General features: G+C 30.9%; 17 protein-coding genes and 1 pseudogene. 17 read left to right on the top strand and 1 reads right to left on the bottom strand.

The window, feature by feature from the left end:
* The first annotated feature begins 159 nt into the window (after nt 1-159).
* From HF295_RS00365 to HF295_RS00450, 17 genes and pseudogenes are all read left to right on the top strand, one after another.
* Complete coding sequence (locus HF295_RS00365) at nt 160-1242, top strand: AAA family ATPase (RefSeq protein ID WP_312031859.1); 1083 nt, start codon at nt 160-162, stop codon at nt 1240-1242.
* 337 nt (nt 1243-1579) lie between these two features.
* Nucleotides 1580-2098 (top strand): annotated as a pseudogene (locus tag HF295_RS08695) (DUF6933 domain-containing protein).
* Between the two features lie 412 nt (nt 2099-2510).
* On the top strand, nt 2511-2714 hold the full coding sequence (locus tag HF295_RS00380) for a hypothetical protein (RefSeq protein WP_312031862.1): 204 nt from the start codon (nt 2511-2513) through the stop codon (nt 2712-2714).
* A gap of 69 nt (nt 2715-2783) precedes the next feature.
* Nucleotides 2784-4094: a recombinase family protein gene (locus tag HF295_RS00385; RefSeq protein WP_312031863.1), complete on the top strand. Its 1311-nt coding sequence runs from the start codon at nt 2784-2786 to the stop codon at nt 4092-4094.
* Nucleotides 4095-4134: 40 nt separating this feature from the next.
* Nucleotides 4135-5670, top strand: coding sequence for a recombinase family protein (locus HF295_RS00390; RefSeq protein ID WP_312032595.1), 1536 nt, complete (start codon nt 4135-4137; stop codon nt 5668-5670).
* Between the two features lie 303 nt (nt 5671-5973).
* Nucleotides 5974-7215, top strand: a complete 1242-nt coding sequence (locus tag HF295_RS00395; RefSeq protein ID WP_312031864.1) for a DUF2971 domain-containing protein — start codon at nt 5974-5976, stop codon at nt 7213-7215.
* A 13-nt stretch (nt 7216-7228) separates the two neighbouring features.
* Nucleotides 7229-8131, top strand: a complete 903-nt coding sequence (locus HF295_RS00400; protein WP_312031865.1) for a nucleotidyltransferase domain-containing protein — start codon at nt 7229-7231, stop codon at nt 8129-8131.
* A complete protein-coding gene (locus tag HF295_RS00405; protein ID WP_312031866.1) occupies nt 8124-8768 on the top strand; it encodes a Cap15 family cyclic dinucleotide receptor domain-containing protein in 645 nt (214 codons plus the stop codon). Before HF295_RS00400 ends, HF295_RS00405 begins: the two co-directional genes overlap by 8 nt.
* 133 nt (nt 8769-8901) lie before the next feature.
* Nucleotides 8902-10356 (top strand): hypothetical protein, encoded by a 1455-nt coding sequence (locus tag HF295_RS00410; RefSeq protein ID WP_312031867.1) that lies wholly within the window; start codon nt 8902-8904, stop codon nt 10354-10356.
* 180 nt (nt 10357-10536) lie between these two features.
* A complete protein-coding gene (locus HF295_RS00415) occupies nt 10537-11637 on the top strand; it encodes a hypothetical protein (protein WP_312031868.1) in 1101 nt (366 codons plus the stop codon).
* Entirely contained in the window at nt 11638-12783 is a 1146-nt protein-coding gene (locus HF295_RS00420; protein WP_312031869.1) for a hypothetical protein, read from the top strand. It abuts the gene before it with no gap.
* Nucleotides 12784-12983: 200 nt separating this feature from the next.
* Nucleotides 12984-13631, top strand: a complete 648-nt coding sequence (locus HF295_RS00425; protein WP_312031870.1) for a hypothetical protein — start codon at nt 12984-12986, stop codon at nt 13629-13631.
* A complete protein-coding gene (locus tag HF295_RS00430; protein WP_312031871.1) occupies nt 13621-13848 on the top strand; it encodes a hypothetical protein in 228 nt (75 codons plus the stop codon). Before HF295_RS00425 ends, HF295_RS00430 begins: the two co-directional genes overlap by 11 nt.
* A 49-nt stretch (nt 13849-13897) precedes the next feature.
* Nucleotides 13898-14161 (top strand): helix-turn-helix domain-containing protein, encoded by a 264-nt coding sequence (locus HF295_RS00435; RefSeq protein ID WP_312031872.1) that lies wholly within the window; start codon nt 13898-13900, stop codon nt 14159-14161.
* A gap of 155 nt (nt 14162-14316) precedes the next feature.
* Nucleotides 14317-14646 carry a helix-turn-helix transcriptional regulator gene (locus tag HF295_RS00440; protein ID WP_312031873.1) on the top strand — a complete coding sequence of 110 codons (330 nt, stop codon included), beginning with the start codon at nt 14317-14319 and terminating at the stop codon, nt 14644-14646.
* On the top strand, nt 14643-15509 hold the full coding sequence (locus HF295_RS00445) for a hypothetical protein (RefSeq protein WP_312031874.1): 867 nt from the start codon (nt 14643-14645) through the stop codon (nt 15507-15509). Before HF295_RS00440 ends, HF295_RS00445 begins: the two co-directional genes overlap by 4 nt.
* Before the next feature lie 575 nt (nt 15510-16084).
* On the top strand, nt 16085-16456 hold the full coding sequence (locus HF295_RS00450; protein WP_312031875.1) for a hypothetical protein: 372 nt from the start codon (nt 16085-16087) through the stop codon (nt 16454-16456).
* Between the two features lie 65 nt (nt 16457-16521).
* Here HF295_RS00450 and HF295_RS00455 read toward each other — a convergent pair whose 3' ends face one another.
* Nucleotides 16522-16821: a hypothetical protein gene (locus HF295_RS00455; RefSeq protein ID WP_312031876.1), complete on the bottom strand. Its 300-nt coding sequence runs from the start codon at nt 16819-16821 to the stop codon at nt 16522-16524.
* Nucleotides 16822-16997 lie beyond the last annotated feature (176 nt).

The following is a 16997-nucleotide window of genomic DNA, read 5'->3' on the forward strand; positions in this document are numbered from 1 at the left end:
TGTATAGTTCAATAAGGACCCGAACTTATAGCTGATTTCTGAGGACTATGATTTAGAGATAATTATTCTTATTTTAAGTTTATTGGCAAAGCTTGTGATATCTCGCCATTATACTATTGAAGAGATAATACTCTAAATTAATAGAATCGAGGTATTTAAATGAAAAGATACAAAAACAACTACTATGAGTGGGATGATATTGATGATGATAGATTGCCAAGTCCAATATTATTTGATGAACTATTAGCCAATCCTCCAAGACTTCCTGAAGAAGTTATTGAAGGAGTAGTTCGAAAAGGACAAAAAATGATGATTTCAGGTGCATCTAAATCTGGTAAAAGCTTCCTGCTCATGGAACTTGCCATTGCATTAGCTGAAGGAACGATATGGCTTGGGTTTCAATGCAAGAAATCAAAAGTATTGTATATCAACCTAGAAATTGATAGACCTAGTTTTATCAATCGTTTTAAAGAAATATATAAAGCTATGAAAATTAAACCCAAATATAGCCATGATATTGTTATTTGGAACTTAAGAGGTGAAGCAATGCCTCTTGATAAACTTGTACCAATCATTATTAGAAGGGTTAAAAATTTAGGATTTGATGTCATCATTATTGATCCTATCTATAAAGTCATGATGGGAGATGAAAACAACGCAACTGATATGGCACGATTTACCAATCTATTCGATAAGATTTGCTATGAAACAGATTGCACTTTTGTATACAGCCATCACCACTCAAAAGGACCACAAGGATTTAAGAGAGTGATGGATCGTGCATCAGGGTCTGGTGTATTTGCTAGAGATGCTGATGCTCAGGTGGATATGATACAATTGAATTTAGTCGAGGTACCCATGCAAAAGGAAAATGAAGATTCATCAGCTACTGCTTGGAGACTAGAAAGCAGCTTGCGTGAATTTAAAAGTTTTAAACCTGTGAACTTTATGTTTGAATATCCAATTCATAAAGTTGATAATACAGGTGGGTTAGATAAAAACTACGTAGATGGAGATCCCAGAGCGAACTTACTAAAAAGTTATAAACGTTCTCAAACAAGAGAATCACGTAAAGAAGAATTCGATAAGGCATTTGAAGTTAACAAAAAGAAAGATGGTACATGTCTAGCATTTGTGCTTGCTGAATATTTAGGAATTGCTGAAAGAACTGTCAGAGATCGCGTAAAAGAATTTAGTGATGAATATGTTACAAAAAAGGGAATCATATCACATAAAAAGTGAATATGGAAAACAGTGAAAAATGCAGTTCCCGTCTAAAATTCACGATTTTGGCAGAAAGGGTAAAAATCCCTATCTTGAAACTGCAGAAAAAACTGGCGGATAGGCCTTATATAGTTGGATGTAACCAACACGCTGACGCATGTTAGTAGGATAGGGCTTGAAAGCCCGCCCTATCCCTTACTATGCATCATCGTCAGCACCCGCCTTTTTACAACCGAAAAAAGAAGAAAAAAGAAGAACTGAAGAAAGCAGTAAGCAATTACCATTTTTTGTAACTATTTCAGATTTTAATCACTAATCTATTTTGGTATAATAAATTGAAACGAGGTGTTAAATTATGCACATTCAATGTACAAAAGCATTACTTGATTATCTAAAACCACAGATAACTGATAAAAATACTGATAGTGATCTGTATGCTTGGCATGCTCATATAGTTAAACGAAGTAGAAAAAATTGTTTTGTGCTAATGCATAATCTGTCACGCTTTGTTTTAGTGTTTTACCCTGTTAAGAAAAGTGATTTCAAAGAACTCTATCAAATGATGAGTGTTGCGATGATGAATGCGATGCTTGGAGTTGGTTTTACTCCAGAAGAAGTAGATGCATATATCAAAAGATAACCTTCTGAGCTAACATTTAATAAAACAAAGAATAGAACACTTGTTGCTAGATTAAATAAAGCAGTTGAAAGTGTAGATGTCGTGATGAGTACAGATGGTTACTATGATGATTGCATTGAACAAACACATGCAAGTATATTTTGTAACCAGTATTTGGTTTGTGAAGATAACTATAAAAAGTGCTACAAACCAAAAGACAAACTAAGAGAATATCTAGAATTGTTCTTAGACTAACCCCCCCCAGGTCATGAAGTATGGAGATGCAAGGGTACCGTCGGCTGGGCAATTTATTTACACGGGACCGATTTTTTGAAATTCTGAAAATTACTTTGGATTTTTGATTGATACTGGAATAAAAACCGATAATTTTGAAATATTTTAAATAATTTGAATAAATAGAGTAGACTCTCATTCTAATAATTGAATGGGGGTCTATTTTTTTGTTTAATCCCTTAACGATTTGTTTTGTGTGCTTTTGTTTAAGAGTTTGAATGAATACTTATCTTTTAAAATAAATGAAAACGTTGAACCTATTATTGGCAAATCATCACTTACCTCGCCATATATCTATTGAAGCAGATGAAATTCATACATAACCCGAACTTATACTTGAATTTCGCGGACTAAGATATAGGAGGTGAAACAGATGGAAGATAAAGATTATACCAATGATGATTTAATTGGTAAATGCCTGAAATGTGGAATGGTGATTGCATCGATTAAAGGTAAAAAGAAAAAGCGATTTTGTTCCGATCGTTGTAGATGGGACTGGTGGAATAACCACATCAAAGAAGAAAAACTGAAATCAAGATTAGAAACCAATAAACAAAACCACATTGTATCAAAGTAAGTCATAACACCCTTGACTATTGTTCAAGACTGAGTGATTAATGTAATGAATTAAAGGAGGTCTAATATCATGAAAAGAACTATAACCAAAATAGAAGCGAAACCTAGATTGGTATCTAAAACTAAAGTAGCTGCTTATGCTAGAGTATCTACTGGTAAAGATGCTATGCTTCATTCATTAGCTTCACAAGTGAGTCATTATAAGAAACTTATCCAAGATAATAACGATTGGGAGTTTGCTGGTGTTTATGCGGATGAAGCATATACTGGAACCAAAGAATCTAGAACAGAGTTTCAACAATTAATCAAAGACTGCAAAACAGGTAAAATCGATATGATCATTACTAAATCAATATCTAGATTTGCTCGTAACACTGTAACACTACTTAAAACAGTTAGAGAACTAAAATCAATTGATGTAGATGTATTCTTTGAAGAACAGAATATCCATTCCATTAGTAGTGAAGGTGAAATGATTCTTACCTTATTAGCTTCTGTAGCTCAAGAAGAATCTAGAAGTGTATCAGATAATATGAAATGGAGAATCAAAAGAGAATTTGAAAATGGTGTGATGTGGGGAGGTAAATCTTCGCTAGGATATAAGTTAGTAGATAAGAAGTTAATCATTGTTCCTGAAGAAGCAGAGATTGTGAAACTAATCTTTCAACTTTATATCGATGGACATGGTGCAGATTCCATAAGAAAGATACTAGATTCAAAAGGTATCAAACCAATGTATACAAAAACATGGGGACATTCATCCATTATGAAAATCTTGAAGAATCGAAACTACACAGGTGATCTAATACTTCAAAAGACATACGTAGAAAACCATTTAACAAAAAAGCAAAAGATGAATAAGGGTGAACTAAATAAGTATCTTATCACAGATAACCATGATGCAATTATCAGTAAAGAGACTTTTGAAAAAGCACAAGCAATTAGAACACAACGAGCTAGTAAAAATAAATCTCATGCTCCTAGACAACAATATCCATTTAAAGGGATTACAAAATGTGGTATCTGTGGCAGTTCCTATACAAGAAAAAGAATGAGAGATAAACTAGTATGGGTATGTTCCTTATCAGCAAGACAAGGGCAAGAAGTATGTAATGCTAAACTAGTCCCTGATAACATAATCGTTGAAGCGTCTAATCACATTTTAGGTATGGACCAATATGATGACACCTATTTTAAATCAAAGGTAAAGACGATAATCGTTAAGCCTAATAGACTATTAGAGTTTCATATGAAAGATGGTACGATTATCAATTATCATTGGGAACATCCATCAAGAAGTAAAAGCTGGACACCAGATATGAAAGAGAAAGCTAGACAAAGATCATTACTGCAACATCAAGGAGGTAAGCAAAATGCCTAAAGTCACTGTAATACCATCAACGATAAATCCTATTACACAAATGCCTATACATGAGAATCATGTTAAGAAAGTAGTAGCATACGCAAGGGTTTCAACAAATAGTGATGAGCAGTACACGAGTTACGAAGCACAAGTGAACTTCTATAAAAAACACATTCAAGAAAAACCTGACTGGGAGTATACCGGAGTATATGCTGATGAAGGACTATCCGGAACAACAACTAAAAAGCGTACTGAGTTTAACCGAATGATTAAGGATGCGCTAAACGGTAAAATCAATCTGATCATCACTAAATCAATATCACGATTTGCTAGAAACACTCTAGATACAATCTCATATGTGCGTAAACTTAAAGCAAAAGGTATTGAAGTCTTCTTTGAGAAGGAAAACTTATGGACACTTGATTCAAAGAGCGAACTTATCTTAACCATTATGGCATCAATAGCCCAAGAGGAATCACGCTCCATTAGTCAAAACGTAACTTGGGGTAAACGAGTCGGTTTCCAGGAAGGTAAAGTATCGTTTGCTTATAAAAGATTTCTCGGATACAAGAAAGAAGATGACAAGATTGTTATTGACGAAGACCAAGCTAATGTGGTTAGGTTAATATATAGGATGTTTCTTGTTGAAGGTAAAACACCAACAGGAATAGCAAGAAATCTCAAATTGCAACACATAAAAACGCCAAGTGGAAAATCTACAAACTGGACCAAGAACACAGTAACATCGATACTAACAAATGAGAAGTACAAAGGTGATGCGTTGCTTCAAAAGACTTATACAGTAAATTACTTAGAACATACCAAAGCAGTTAATACTGGACAAATACCGCAGTACTATGTAGAAAACAATCATCCTGCTATTATCGATAGAGATACATGGGAACAAGTTCAAATTGAAATGAAAAGACGAGACAAACTTGGTGTACACTATTCATCATCTGATGTCTTTGCATCCAAACTAATATGTGAAGATTGTGGTGGATTCTATGGTAAAAAGAAATGGCATACGAATACCAAGTACGAACGATTTGTATACCAATGCAATAGCAAGTTCCACAAAGGTAAAGATAAATGCAAAACACCACATCTAAAAGAAGAGTATATTAAACAGAAGTTTATCCAGTCCTACAATATCATGATGGAAGAAAAGGAGAGAATCATTCAGGATGTTAAGGATATAATTAAATTATTAAATGACACTAAGGATATTGAATCAGAAATAGCAAAACTAGACTACGAACTTGAAATAGTATCTAAACACGCAAATAAACTAGTAAAAGAAAACTCGAAAACTGGAATTAGCTTTGAATATTATAATAGGAAATATAAAGACATCCAAAACCGATATGAAGAACTCAAAATTAAGCGTGATGACTTGATTAATACAAAGATGAATAAGGAAAATCAAGCAATTAAGATGAGAACATACTTAAACAACATAATTCAATCAGAAGATGAACTAATGCAATGGAATGAAAGTGTATGGATGCTTATGGTGGAAAGCGCAGTTGTGCACAGAGATTCAAGTATTACATTTAGATATAAAAATAGCGAAGAAATAGAAGTTCGATAACTCTCAAATAAGTTACGATTTAAAATGATACTTTTTGGCTAAGGTGTGTTTCTATAATTAAGAATATATGATATAATTTTATTTAAGAGAATATCTAGGGGAACACATCATGAATAACCACTAAGTTGCGATTTAAGATACAACTTTAGCTACACGAGTTCTAGGCGTAGAAATTCTAGGTGTGTAGCTTTTTTAATTATTTAGATCTATTGTGTATAAGGGGGAATAATTATTAAAGTTAAAGATTTTATAGAAGATTTTTATAATAACGATTTTCAAAAATATAAAGATGAATTATATATATTGCTTAAGAAAAATGACTTCAAGTTGTACCGATATATTCCAGTTCATCAATTTCTAAATGATAGAGGCAAAGTCAAAAAAAACCTATTACATAAAAAGCAGTTTGGAATTGAGTCTTTACTAAATAAATATATTTTTCATAATAAACCTAGTTTTTTTAACGATCCATATGATTGTGTTTTTGGTATAAGTCTTAATAACTTTTTTAGAGAGCTGTTGGGACAATTTACAGAAATAAAGGGAATTGGAGATGTTATGCAAGAGTTGCAAAATAATCCTAGCATATTCAATCTTGATGATGCTAGGAGGGAACTTAGTCAGTATGAAATAGCACCTAATATAAAAAAATACATAGAATTCATCTTTGATTTAACTGAAGAAGTGATAACTGAGCAGGAGACCTTTGATATTAATAAAGGAATTATATCATTTTCAAAAAAAATAATGAGCCATCCAGAAATGTATATTGATTTGCTAAAACCATTTATAAGTCAGGAAATTGATAAAGATAAATTGACAAATGACATGAAGAACATGCAAGAGAGAATTGGTGAGGAGAATTTAGCTAAAATAAAAGTTGATCCTGTTAATATAAGGATAAATGATTTTAAGGAGATGTCTGAATTCGCTGGAATAGGACCTGGATTTCAGCAAACTGAAGACAAAATTAATGATTCTGTAACTAACTTTAATGATAGAATATTTGACTTTATAGATAATCGATTTGGAATTGCATCCTTAACAACTCGTTTTAATAATGCATTGATGTGGTCTCATTATGCTTCTTCGCATACGGGTATTTGCATTGAGTATGATTTTACCGATTACATAGATCAGTTGGAGACATCCAAAATGCTATTATTTCCGATTAACTATAGTGATAAACGTATTACAATTGATCAATCAATTTTAGATAGAATTGATTTAAAGAATATAGAAGAAAAAGGTAAAAAAGATTTACTGAAGCTATTCTTTGATGGATTGTATACTAAAAATGATATTTGGAAATATGAAGACGAGATAAGATCAATTACACTTGTAAATGAGACAGAGGACAAGGATGCTAGGAAGATGTACATCAATAATATATCAGCAATTTATTTAGGGAGTAAAATGACTGAATCCACTAAAAGAAGTTTATTGAAGCTGATTAGTGGAGATGCATATTTTGATAATTTAAAGATTTTTGAAATGAAGAATGATATTTCTGAATATAAAGCTACACCATCTAGACTAAAATGAAGGGAGTAAATTTATGAGAAGTAGAAGTGAATGGGAAAGTATATTTGGGAATTGGTCTAGGGGGCCACAGAAAACAGAAACTGATAGAATAGAAAATACTAAAAGAGCGATACAAGATGCTATTCGTAATGATGATAAGTTAAAAAGTAGAAATATCTCAGTTTTTGTGCAGGGGTCATATAAAAACACAGTTAATGTTAAAAAGGACAGCGATATTGATATTGGTGTTTTATGCATGGATACTTTTTATTATGACTTTCAAGATGAGAACCTAAGGGAGTACCAACAAAGTAGAATTACTCCAGCAACATATGATTACTCTACATTTAAGAACGAAGTTGAAACTGCTTTGGTAAATAAATTTGGAAGATCAGCGGTCACAAGAGGAAACAAAGCGTTTGATATAAAGGCAACTAGTGCAAGAGTCGAAGCAGATGTTGTAGCATTTTTTGAACATAGAAGGTATTATGCTCGTGATCAATATTATTCGGGAGTACAAATGTATACAGATAATGGAAACAAAGTAATCAATTGGCCTGAACAACACTACAACAATGGAGTCGATAAGAATAGTAAAACATATCGACGTTATAAAAGAAGTGTTCGTATATTGAAAAAATTGAAAAACGCAATGGAGAATGATAATTATATAGATCAAGATAGAATATCTGGATTCTTTATAGAGTGTTTAGTATGGAATGTACCTAATAACTATTTTAATTATGATAGTCATTATGACAGGATTAAAGCTATTATCACATACTTATATAATGAAACAAAGAAAGAGGAAATCATTAATGATTGGGGAGAAGTAAGTGACTTAAAATATGTTTTTAGAGGTAAAAATAGAGGGATTGCAGATGCAAACTATTTTGTTCTAAAAGCATGGCGATATGTGGGGTATACAAATGACTAATATCGATGTAAAAGGAAAACTTTATTTTGTTTTATTACCAACAGCATTATTGATTTTTCTATTAGGAATGATTTTCGATAAGAATCTTGGTGACATTTCTTCTTGGCTTTTTGTAATTCCAAAAGTAATCGCTATTGAAACGATAGTATTCTTACTTTTTCAATCTTTTCTATGGAAATGGAAAATATTTAGAAAATGGCTTGTCTTGTTTCCAAATTTAGGAGGAACTTGGGTAGGGGAAATCAAATCTGATTATCCTGACCCTAAAACTGGGAAACGTATTAAACCTATACCATGTATGAGTACAGTAGTTCACAGATTTAATCAGATTAAGTTCAAAATTAAGACATTGGAATCTGAAAGCATATCATTTTCTGAACAATTAAATTTTGATAAATCTTCTAATACTAAGAGAATTACTTATAGCTATACAAACGATCCTAATCTACTCCTGGATTATCGTAATGATACCCATAAAGGTACTGTGATCCTAAATCTTATTGGTGATGATAAGATGGAGGGATACTATTTTACAAGTAGAGGACGTAAAGGCACTATCACTTTAAACAGACATGACAAAAAAATGCTTGACGAATTACCTGCTGAGATAGCAAAGCATCCAATGAAAAACAAATAGATGTTATATGGATATTTTTTTGTTGTAAAGAAGTGTATTACATCTTAATATTAAGGAAGAATTACAATGCAACCTATATGAATGGGTTTTTCTAGAAACTATTGCGAGATAAATTGCGAGAAAGGGAATATGTATGAAAAATATTGTGACAAGCGAAACACCGTTAGATTTTATGAGGATCGCATATGAAGAAATGTTAAAATCAGTTCAAGATAATGATTACAAAAAGGAATCACCAAAAGTAGGAGCAGTAATTGTTTTTGACCATAATGGCAAAACATATTATGAAGCTGCACATCGAGGACATACAAGGGATGGGCACCATGCCGAAGAATCATTATTAGATGACTTAAATCAAAACGTTGATTTTACAAATGCTGAAATGTATGTTACTTTAGAACCTTGTGTACCAGAGGGTAGAAGTATAGGAACAGTATCATGTGCTGAAAGAATTGTAGACGCGAGAGTATCAAAAGTCTATATCGGGATGATAGATCCGAATCCAAATATAAGAAATAAAGGTGTGCAATTTTTACTTAATAATAATGTAGCTGTTCAAATGTTTGAACCAGATATTAAGAAAAAAATAGAAATTGCAAATACTTCATTTATTACCTCGTCTTTTTCAGGGATAGATTATGAAAAATTAGAAGAGGATATATTACCACAATTATCTGAAGATGCTCTAAAATTTTATTCCGAAAATGTAAATATTGATATCTCAGATGGATATGGGAACCTTTGGAATAATCTATTGTCAATCAAATTAATATACAAAGAAAACAAGAAATATAACGTGACTGAGGAATGTGGGATTGCATTTGGAAAGTCAGCCAAAAGCTTTTGCATTGGGGCTCAAGTTCAATTGTTCGTAAATTTTAGCAAAGGTAATATATTGAATAAGACAGGTAAAGATTTGGAATTTAGAGATGTATATGATGGTCCAATGATACTAATAACAAAACAATTGCGAAAATGGTTAGAGAGTCATTTTTTTATTAATCAAGATAGGTCAGCTGAAAAAACTGACTATATTATTCCGTATGAAGCAATTAAAGAAGCAGTTGTGAACTCCATCGCACATAGACAATATGGGTCAAATGGAAGTTATAGTTATATAAGAATTAAAGATTATTCTCTAGAGATTGAAAACCCATGTAAAATAAGTTCTGGAAGGCTAGATAAAATACGAAAGTTTAAAGCAAAATCAATACCAATTAATGCGGGGCTAACAGAATTGTTCATTGGAACACAAATGATGAATAGAAGTGGATCTGGTATGGACACTTTCAAAAAGACGTCTCCCCTTCCGGTTTATGAGTATGATGATGATTATTTAAGTCTAATATTTCCGTATTCAAATAGGAATGCCTTTATATTATTTTCAAATGAGAATCCTAATGTTACATATGATGAATATCTAGTATATGAGTTTATTAACTTGGTGGGGGATATTACGAGATCAAAAGTGCAGTCAGAATTCAATTTAACTGAAAAAACTGCTAATAATAGATTAAATAAACTGGTAAAAGAAGGTCTAGTTATTCAAACTGGTAAAGGTCGCTCTACAAAATATAAGATTTCATAATCTTTCTCGCAAGTATTGCGAGATACGTTGCGAGAAAACACTAATTAATAAATAAAAATATTATAACAATAGCATTGAGAAAAGGGATAGATTTACGCTAAAGATATTATTGAAAAAGATAAAATGGAAAATACAACAATTTTAAATAACTTTTTCTAATGCGGATTTTGGAGAAATACTATGAGAATAAGTGATGATAGTCAAAAAGAATATTTTTCTTCTCTTGTTGCTTCATTAAGAAGTTCGGGAGATATTACAACTGTTGATTTATTAAAAAAAGCATTTCCTGAACTAATCGATACACGATACGATAATTGGAATAGTGGAACATGGTTTTATAAGCTTTTCATTTATATAAAACTCTCTGATTATAATCAACTTACTAATGAAGTTAGAGAAAAACATGAGGGAGTGATTTTTGGTGCATATTCAAATTTGTTTAGTGATGAATCCAATGTGCTAGAAACCGTAGAAATAAAGCCGCTAATTGAACAACAACTCGATTGGGCTGCTTTAAAAGGTAAAGAAACTAAACAGAGTATAATTAATAGACTTAATCGAGAAAAAGAATATTTAATCAGTTCTGGCACAGGAAAAACTCGAATTCAAGATTGTGACAAAGATTACATAGCTTTACATTTAGATACAAAAAATGTCCTTTCAGAATTAATGCTTGAACATCCTCTAGATTATAGAACACTATGGGATTGGTATCACTATTATAGTGAGAACCTTAGTACCTATCGTGAAAGACGAAAATATATTAATGAAACATTTGCAAATGTAATTGATATAATTTCAAAAAGCGATGAGATACAAAATGATTTATTAAAATATGAACCAACTGGATGGGAAAAAATTGATTATTCAGTGAATCTGTTATCCATTCAACTAGTAAATATATCTGATAGTATTGACTTTAATCATATTGGTCTTCGATGTAGAGAAACAATTATTCTTCTTGCTAATGAAGTTTACAAAGAACCTTTGCACCACCCATCTTCATATAAAGATAAAATATCCCGAACCGATTCATCTAGAATGCTACAGGGATATATCGAATATCATTTCAAAGGGCAAAGCAATGACGAGAAGAGAAGATATGCTAAAGTAACAAATGATTTAGCAAATAGCCTAACTCATAAAAAAAATGCTACCTTACTTGATGCAAAACTTTGTCTTAACGCAACACTATCCCTAATTAGTATTATAAAAATAATAAATGATGAAATTTCACTCGAAGCAAATATAACCGAAATTTGTACAAGGGAGGATGACTAGTTGAAGAAACTTTTAGATATACCTAAAAATTGGCAGGATTTTGAAGATGTATGCAAAGAATTATGGAGAGACAATTGGCCTTGTCGTGAAATACAATCTCACGGAAGAAATGGTCAAGCTCAATATGGAGTGGATATTTTTGGCATTCCAGATGGAGAAGATAAATACTACGGAATACAATGTAAACATAAATCAATAGGAGAAGAATTAACTGAAATTGAGGTCGACCGTGAAGTAGAAGAAGCATTAAACTTTCCAGCTCCACTAAAAATGCTTTATATAGCAACAACGGCTAAAAATGATGCTAAAATACAAAAGTATGTCATGAAAAAGGATGTGGAAAACAGAAAGAAAGGGCTCTTTGGTATTAGAGTTTATAGTTGGGCAGAGATTTCAGATTTATTACGACAGCACACAAAAGTTCTAAATTGGTACAAAGAAGAGAAATTTTATCAAAGTTCAATGGAACTGTATATTAACTCAATTAGAATTAGTGAGGAATCTGTTATTCTCAAACCACAATTTAATAGAATAATTGATGAAGTTGTGTTTGTTGAACCAATCAATTTATCAAAAGATATACAAGATAAAATGATAAAGCAGAGGAATGTACTTATGAGTACATTTAAACATTTAGAGAAAACTAGACCTGAAATTAGTCTTAGAATAAGTAATCCATTAGTACATAATTATAAACTCAATAGAAGTTTAGTTGAATTAGAAATAGATATTGAGAATACAGGAGACCAACCATTCGAAAACTATTTTTTGTTTCTAGAAATCAATGATTCTGATTTTGATAGAGGTATTCATTTTCAAAATAATGATATTTTAGTTGATGACAATGAATCAGAAAGAAGAGAGAAACAGCTTCAATTTCATGAAGATAATAAAGTTATAAATGGTGGTATGAGCAGAAGGTTTTTAACTTATATTTGCTTATCACATGAAGAGCATGACATGAATATTGACTATTTTTTTAACGCAAAGAATTATAAGACTAACGGGACAATTATTATTAATAATAGACCGGTTATACAAGATGTGAAAAAAAGAAGAATAACCCACAAGAAAGATGAAGCAGGTATTTCTACATCAATAACAAACATTATTGATGAGGAAGAAAGAAGCATCCTGGATATATAAAATTGTAGCAAAATAGGTCATACAACCCATAATTTAAAAGTCGACATTTTGTATCCATTACAAGATGTCTTTTTTTATGTTTTCCCTGAATAGCGATGTTTTATGTATATCAAGATGATTAGAAAAAAGTCGACAATGTCGAGGAAACTATTTATAATGTCGACATAAATTGATATAATATCCATAAAGAAGGTGAAAATATGAACTATACGCAAACATTAAGAGAGTTCTGCAAGCAAAATCAAGGACACATATTTGACGTACAATATGAACAAAATCATCGGTTCTCATTAGTTCCATATAAGACATTACTAAAAATACTGAACAGATTAGTAGAAGAGGATATTGTTTCTAGTATTTCAAAAGGTGTATATATCATCAATTCTGATGAAGAGCTGAATATCGATAATGCAATCAAAGAATACTATATTGATTATTTTAGTGGAATGATGATTGGTAAAGCGCTATACAACTATTATGATATCGGCGATCAAGATGAGGATAGTATAGAAGTCTATACTAATAAGATAATTTCTAACAATAAAACAATCGGGAAATATCACTTAATTAAATTCGATACTCATTTCTGTGATGAGGTAGTGCGTTTAGTTACCGCATTAGAATTAATAGAAAAGGTAAGTACAATTAAAGATATCAATTATATTCGTTATAATGAGGAAATAGAATCAGGAGTAAAATCTTATACTAATGAAATTTTCAAAGAGCTTATAACGAATCATAGGTATAAATATTCAACCATAGCTACACTTGACGAAATGTTACAAAGGTTCTCAATTGAAAATAACGCCTTAAGCATCTATAAAGAGAACTACATAAATGCGTTTTAGAAATAATGAAACTGATTTTTGGAATTGGTGTAAACATTATTTGAGACAAGCTAAGTCTGTCATTAGAGCATATGATAATATAGAAAGTTCTAGTTACCGTTTTAAAAACATAAAAGCTTATAAAGAAGCAAAAGAAATATTGGAACAGTATGAAGTGTTGAAATTTTTAACTAACGGAAGAACAAAATCAATTATTAGAGAAGTCATTGATCAATAATCAAGATTTCAAGTACAATATCAAAACATTTAATAATATCGATGAAATAATGAGAAACTGGAGTCAAATCTGTTTTCCAAAACACAAACCAAAACTCAAATCAATTGGTAAAAAAGAAATGAGTAAAGTGATAAAAAATCAGAGAGTGATTTATGGGATGACATTAAAGTATGTTGCTGATCTTTTACATATTAGTGAAGCTACTTTAAAAAGTTATGAGATGGGTTCTAGATTAGTTAGAATTGATGTGTTGTATCAATTATCACAGATTTATAATATGACGATTGATGATTTAATAAATGGTTATCATTGAATTAATGGTGTTTTTATGAATTGTTTTAGAATATAATATAATACTGTATATGGCCACATTTGGTATATGCAACTTTCCGTTGCTAATATGTAAGTACATCTATTCTTGAGTAGGAATGTACTTTTGTGTAGTATTGAATCAAAGGAGGAATCAACATGGAATATTTTGGATTAAAATTACAAACTTTAAGAAAAAAAGCATCTATGTCACAAGACGATTTAGCTTCATTAATAGGTGTTAGTAGACAAGCTATTAGTAAATGGGAAAGATCAGATGGACTACCAGATTTATACAATGTCAAAAAAATTGCAGAGGTCTTCAATATCACTATTGACGAATTGATGGATATTGAGATAAAACCAATTGATATGGACAAAGTTAAAACGAATAAATTAGCACTTGCATTTTTAACTGTACCAGGAGCAATTTTAGCGTTTTTATCAATTATTGCTTTAATCGAATTTTTAGGAGGTATAGTTTTATGATTGTTCAAGGTGGATTTACAATCTTAACATTGTTTGGTTTAGTAGTACCAGTTATTGGTGTAACATATTTATTCTCGCTATATAATCTTTATATAGGTAGAAATGTTTTAAAACACAAGTACATTATTCTAGGAATGAATTTCACATTCTTGTTTGGGTATATTATTGTTTTGTTTAATATACCTGATTATAATCATATTCCACTTATTGTATTATTGATCTTGATTTTAGCTATAATAGTTTTAGGTATTATTGGTGGGTTTTTGTACGAACAAGAACGAAGTCGTAATTTTATAGATAAGTATGCTAATTTAACTAAAAGATTACTCCTTGCTGTAAAATTAACATATGGATTTGTTGGTCTGGTTTTTGTTGCATTCATTTCTTATACTTTGTTGACACATGAAATTGAAGTCGTAAACAGAATTTCATATTATTTTGAACAGCCAGATAATGTTGATACTCCATTGTATGGTTATGTAGAGGTGTCTACTGATGATGAAGTTACTATTGTTGTTGAAGGTATACATTTGGATTACTCTATTGAGGAGATTAAACAAGTTGAAGTTTACATAAACGATACCTTAGTCCACACAAGTGTTAATATTGAAGGGTTCTTGATTAATGAAAATTACAATAGTGAGTATATCGTAATAATTGAAGAACAACCTTCTCAAGGATTTATGTTGAATTATGTTTTCGATTATGACTTTGATTCTATGGAAGATTTTGGATCAACTGTTAATGTTAGTATAGTGCTTAGTACTCAGGATGATGTATTCACTTACGATTATTCTAATGTGGATTATAGCTATGGTTATCAAAACAAGATAGTACCAATTTGGGTAAAAGAAGAAAATTAGATGTTAGATTTGGGTTCGATACCGAACATTATGAAGGTAGTTGAATAACCTATTTTGATACAAAGAAATTAATACTAAAAAAAATGCAAAAAATAAAACCTCTAAACAAAGCCATAATTTAGGGATGCAATTTTTCAGGGTGGGGGTGTAAAAATTTTGGCAAAGGGTGTAAGATTGTATTAAAATAGGTCATACAACCCATATTGAATGCATAGGTTCGATACAGAAGCGATTTACCAATCGCCCTAAGTATCGAACTTTTTTTCATGCAAAAAGGGTGAAATCCCCTATTTTTAAGTTATATAGTGTCATTTGGATGACAAAAACCTGTACTTAGTGTAAACTAATATTTACAAAAGGTATCAGATAAAAGGCAATATGAAAAAGACTGAAAAATTAGACATAATATCATTAACTTGAATAAAATGCCTATTGTTAAGTTATTAAAAAGTTGAAACAGACGTTCCTTTAGAAGTTGTAGATTCTAAAGATAGATTACCTAGGGTAATATAAAAATTAGAAGTTCGACTAATATTAGTGATGATTAAATTTTTTTTAAGAAGAGGAGGTTTAAGATGAAGATTGAAGTTATGTTTCATTGTGGGAATTCACCAAAAATGGAGCGCGTTATAGACTTAACAATCGCACTATCAAAGAAAGACATTGATGCTGTTAAGACTCATGTACGAGAAGATTTCACATGGAGAATAGTGGGAGAGAATCATATTGTAAAATTAGATCAATTATCTCAAACTTTAATAACTAAGCCGCAAATATTGGAGTTAACAGTTGAGAATGCATTAAGTCATGGAAAAGGAGCAATGTGCGAAGGTGTCATCATTTTTGATAATGGATTAACTTATGTCTTTTGCAATGTTGTTCAGTTTGTGAATACTGCTAGTGATGCACTTATAAAAGAAGCACATACTTATTTTATAAAAGCATAAAAAAAAGGGAAAATAGAAACCGTTTGCTAATGAAACTACCCATATAAAACAGTAAAAGATTAATTTTAATTATTTGACTTATTTCTATGAAAGACAAGTACATATGTAATACCAGATAATGCAATAATATATGTAAACCACACTAAGAATCCATAACTAGGTATATCAATACCTTTAATTTCATGCATACCAATCAATAAATCAGAGAAAATAAATATACTATAAAATACAGTGAGTAGAATATAATTTCTATTCAGTATTACTCTTGCTATAGAATAAACAAGAGGTGTGCCTAATGCGACACAATAAACCAATGCTAAGATTGATAAGAAGTTAAAATTATTATTAATCAGTAAAAACCACAAAACAATACATGAAACTTCATGATTTCTCAGATATACATACAGCTATACAATTATATGTTCATTACTTTAATAATATCGATTAGCATATCGTCTTGATTACATAACACCAGTTGAATATAGAATGATTAATGGATTTACTTAAACACTAAATATTGATAAAATAATAGCAACAAAGG

The sequence above is a fragment of the Hujiaoplasma nucleasis genome, from assembly GCF_013745115.1.
Classification (GTDB): Bacteria; Bacillota_I; Bacilli_A; order Izemoplasmatales; family Hujiaoplasmataceae; genus Hujiaoplasma; species Hujiaoplasma nucleasis.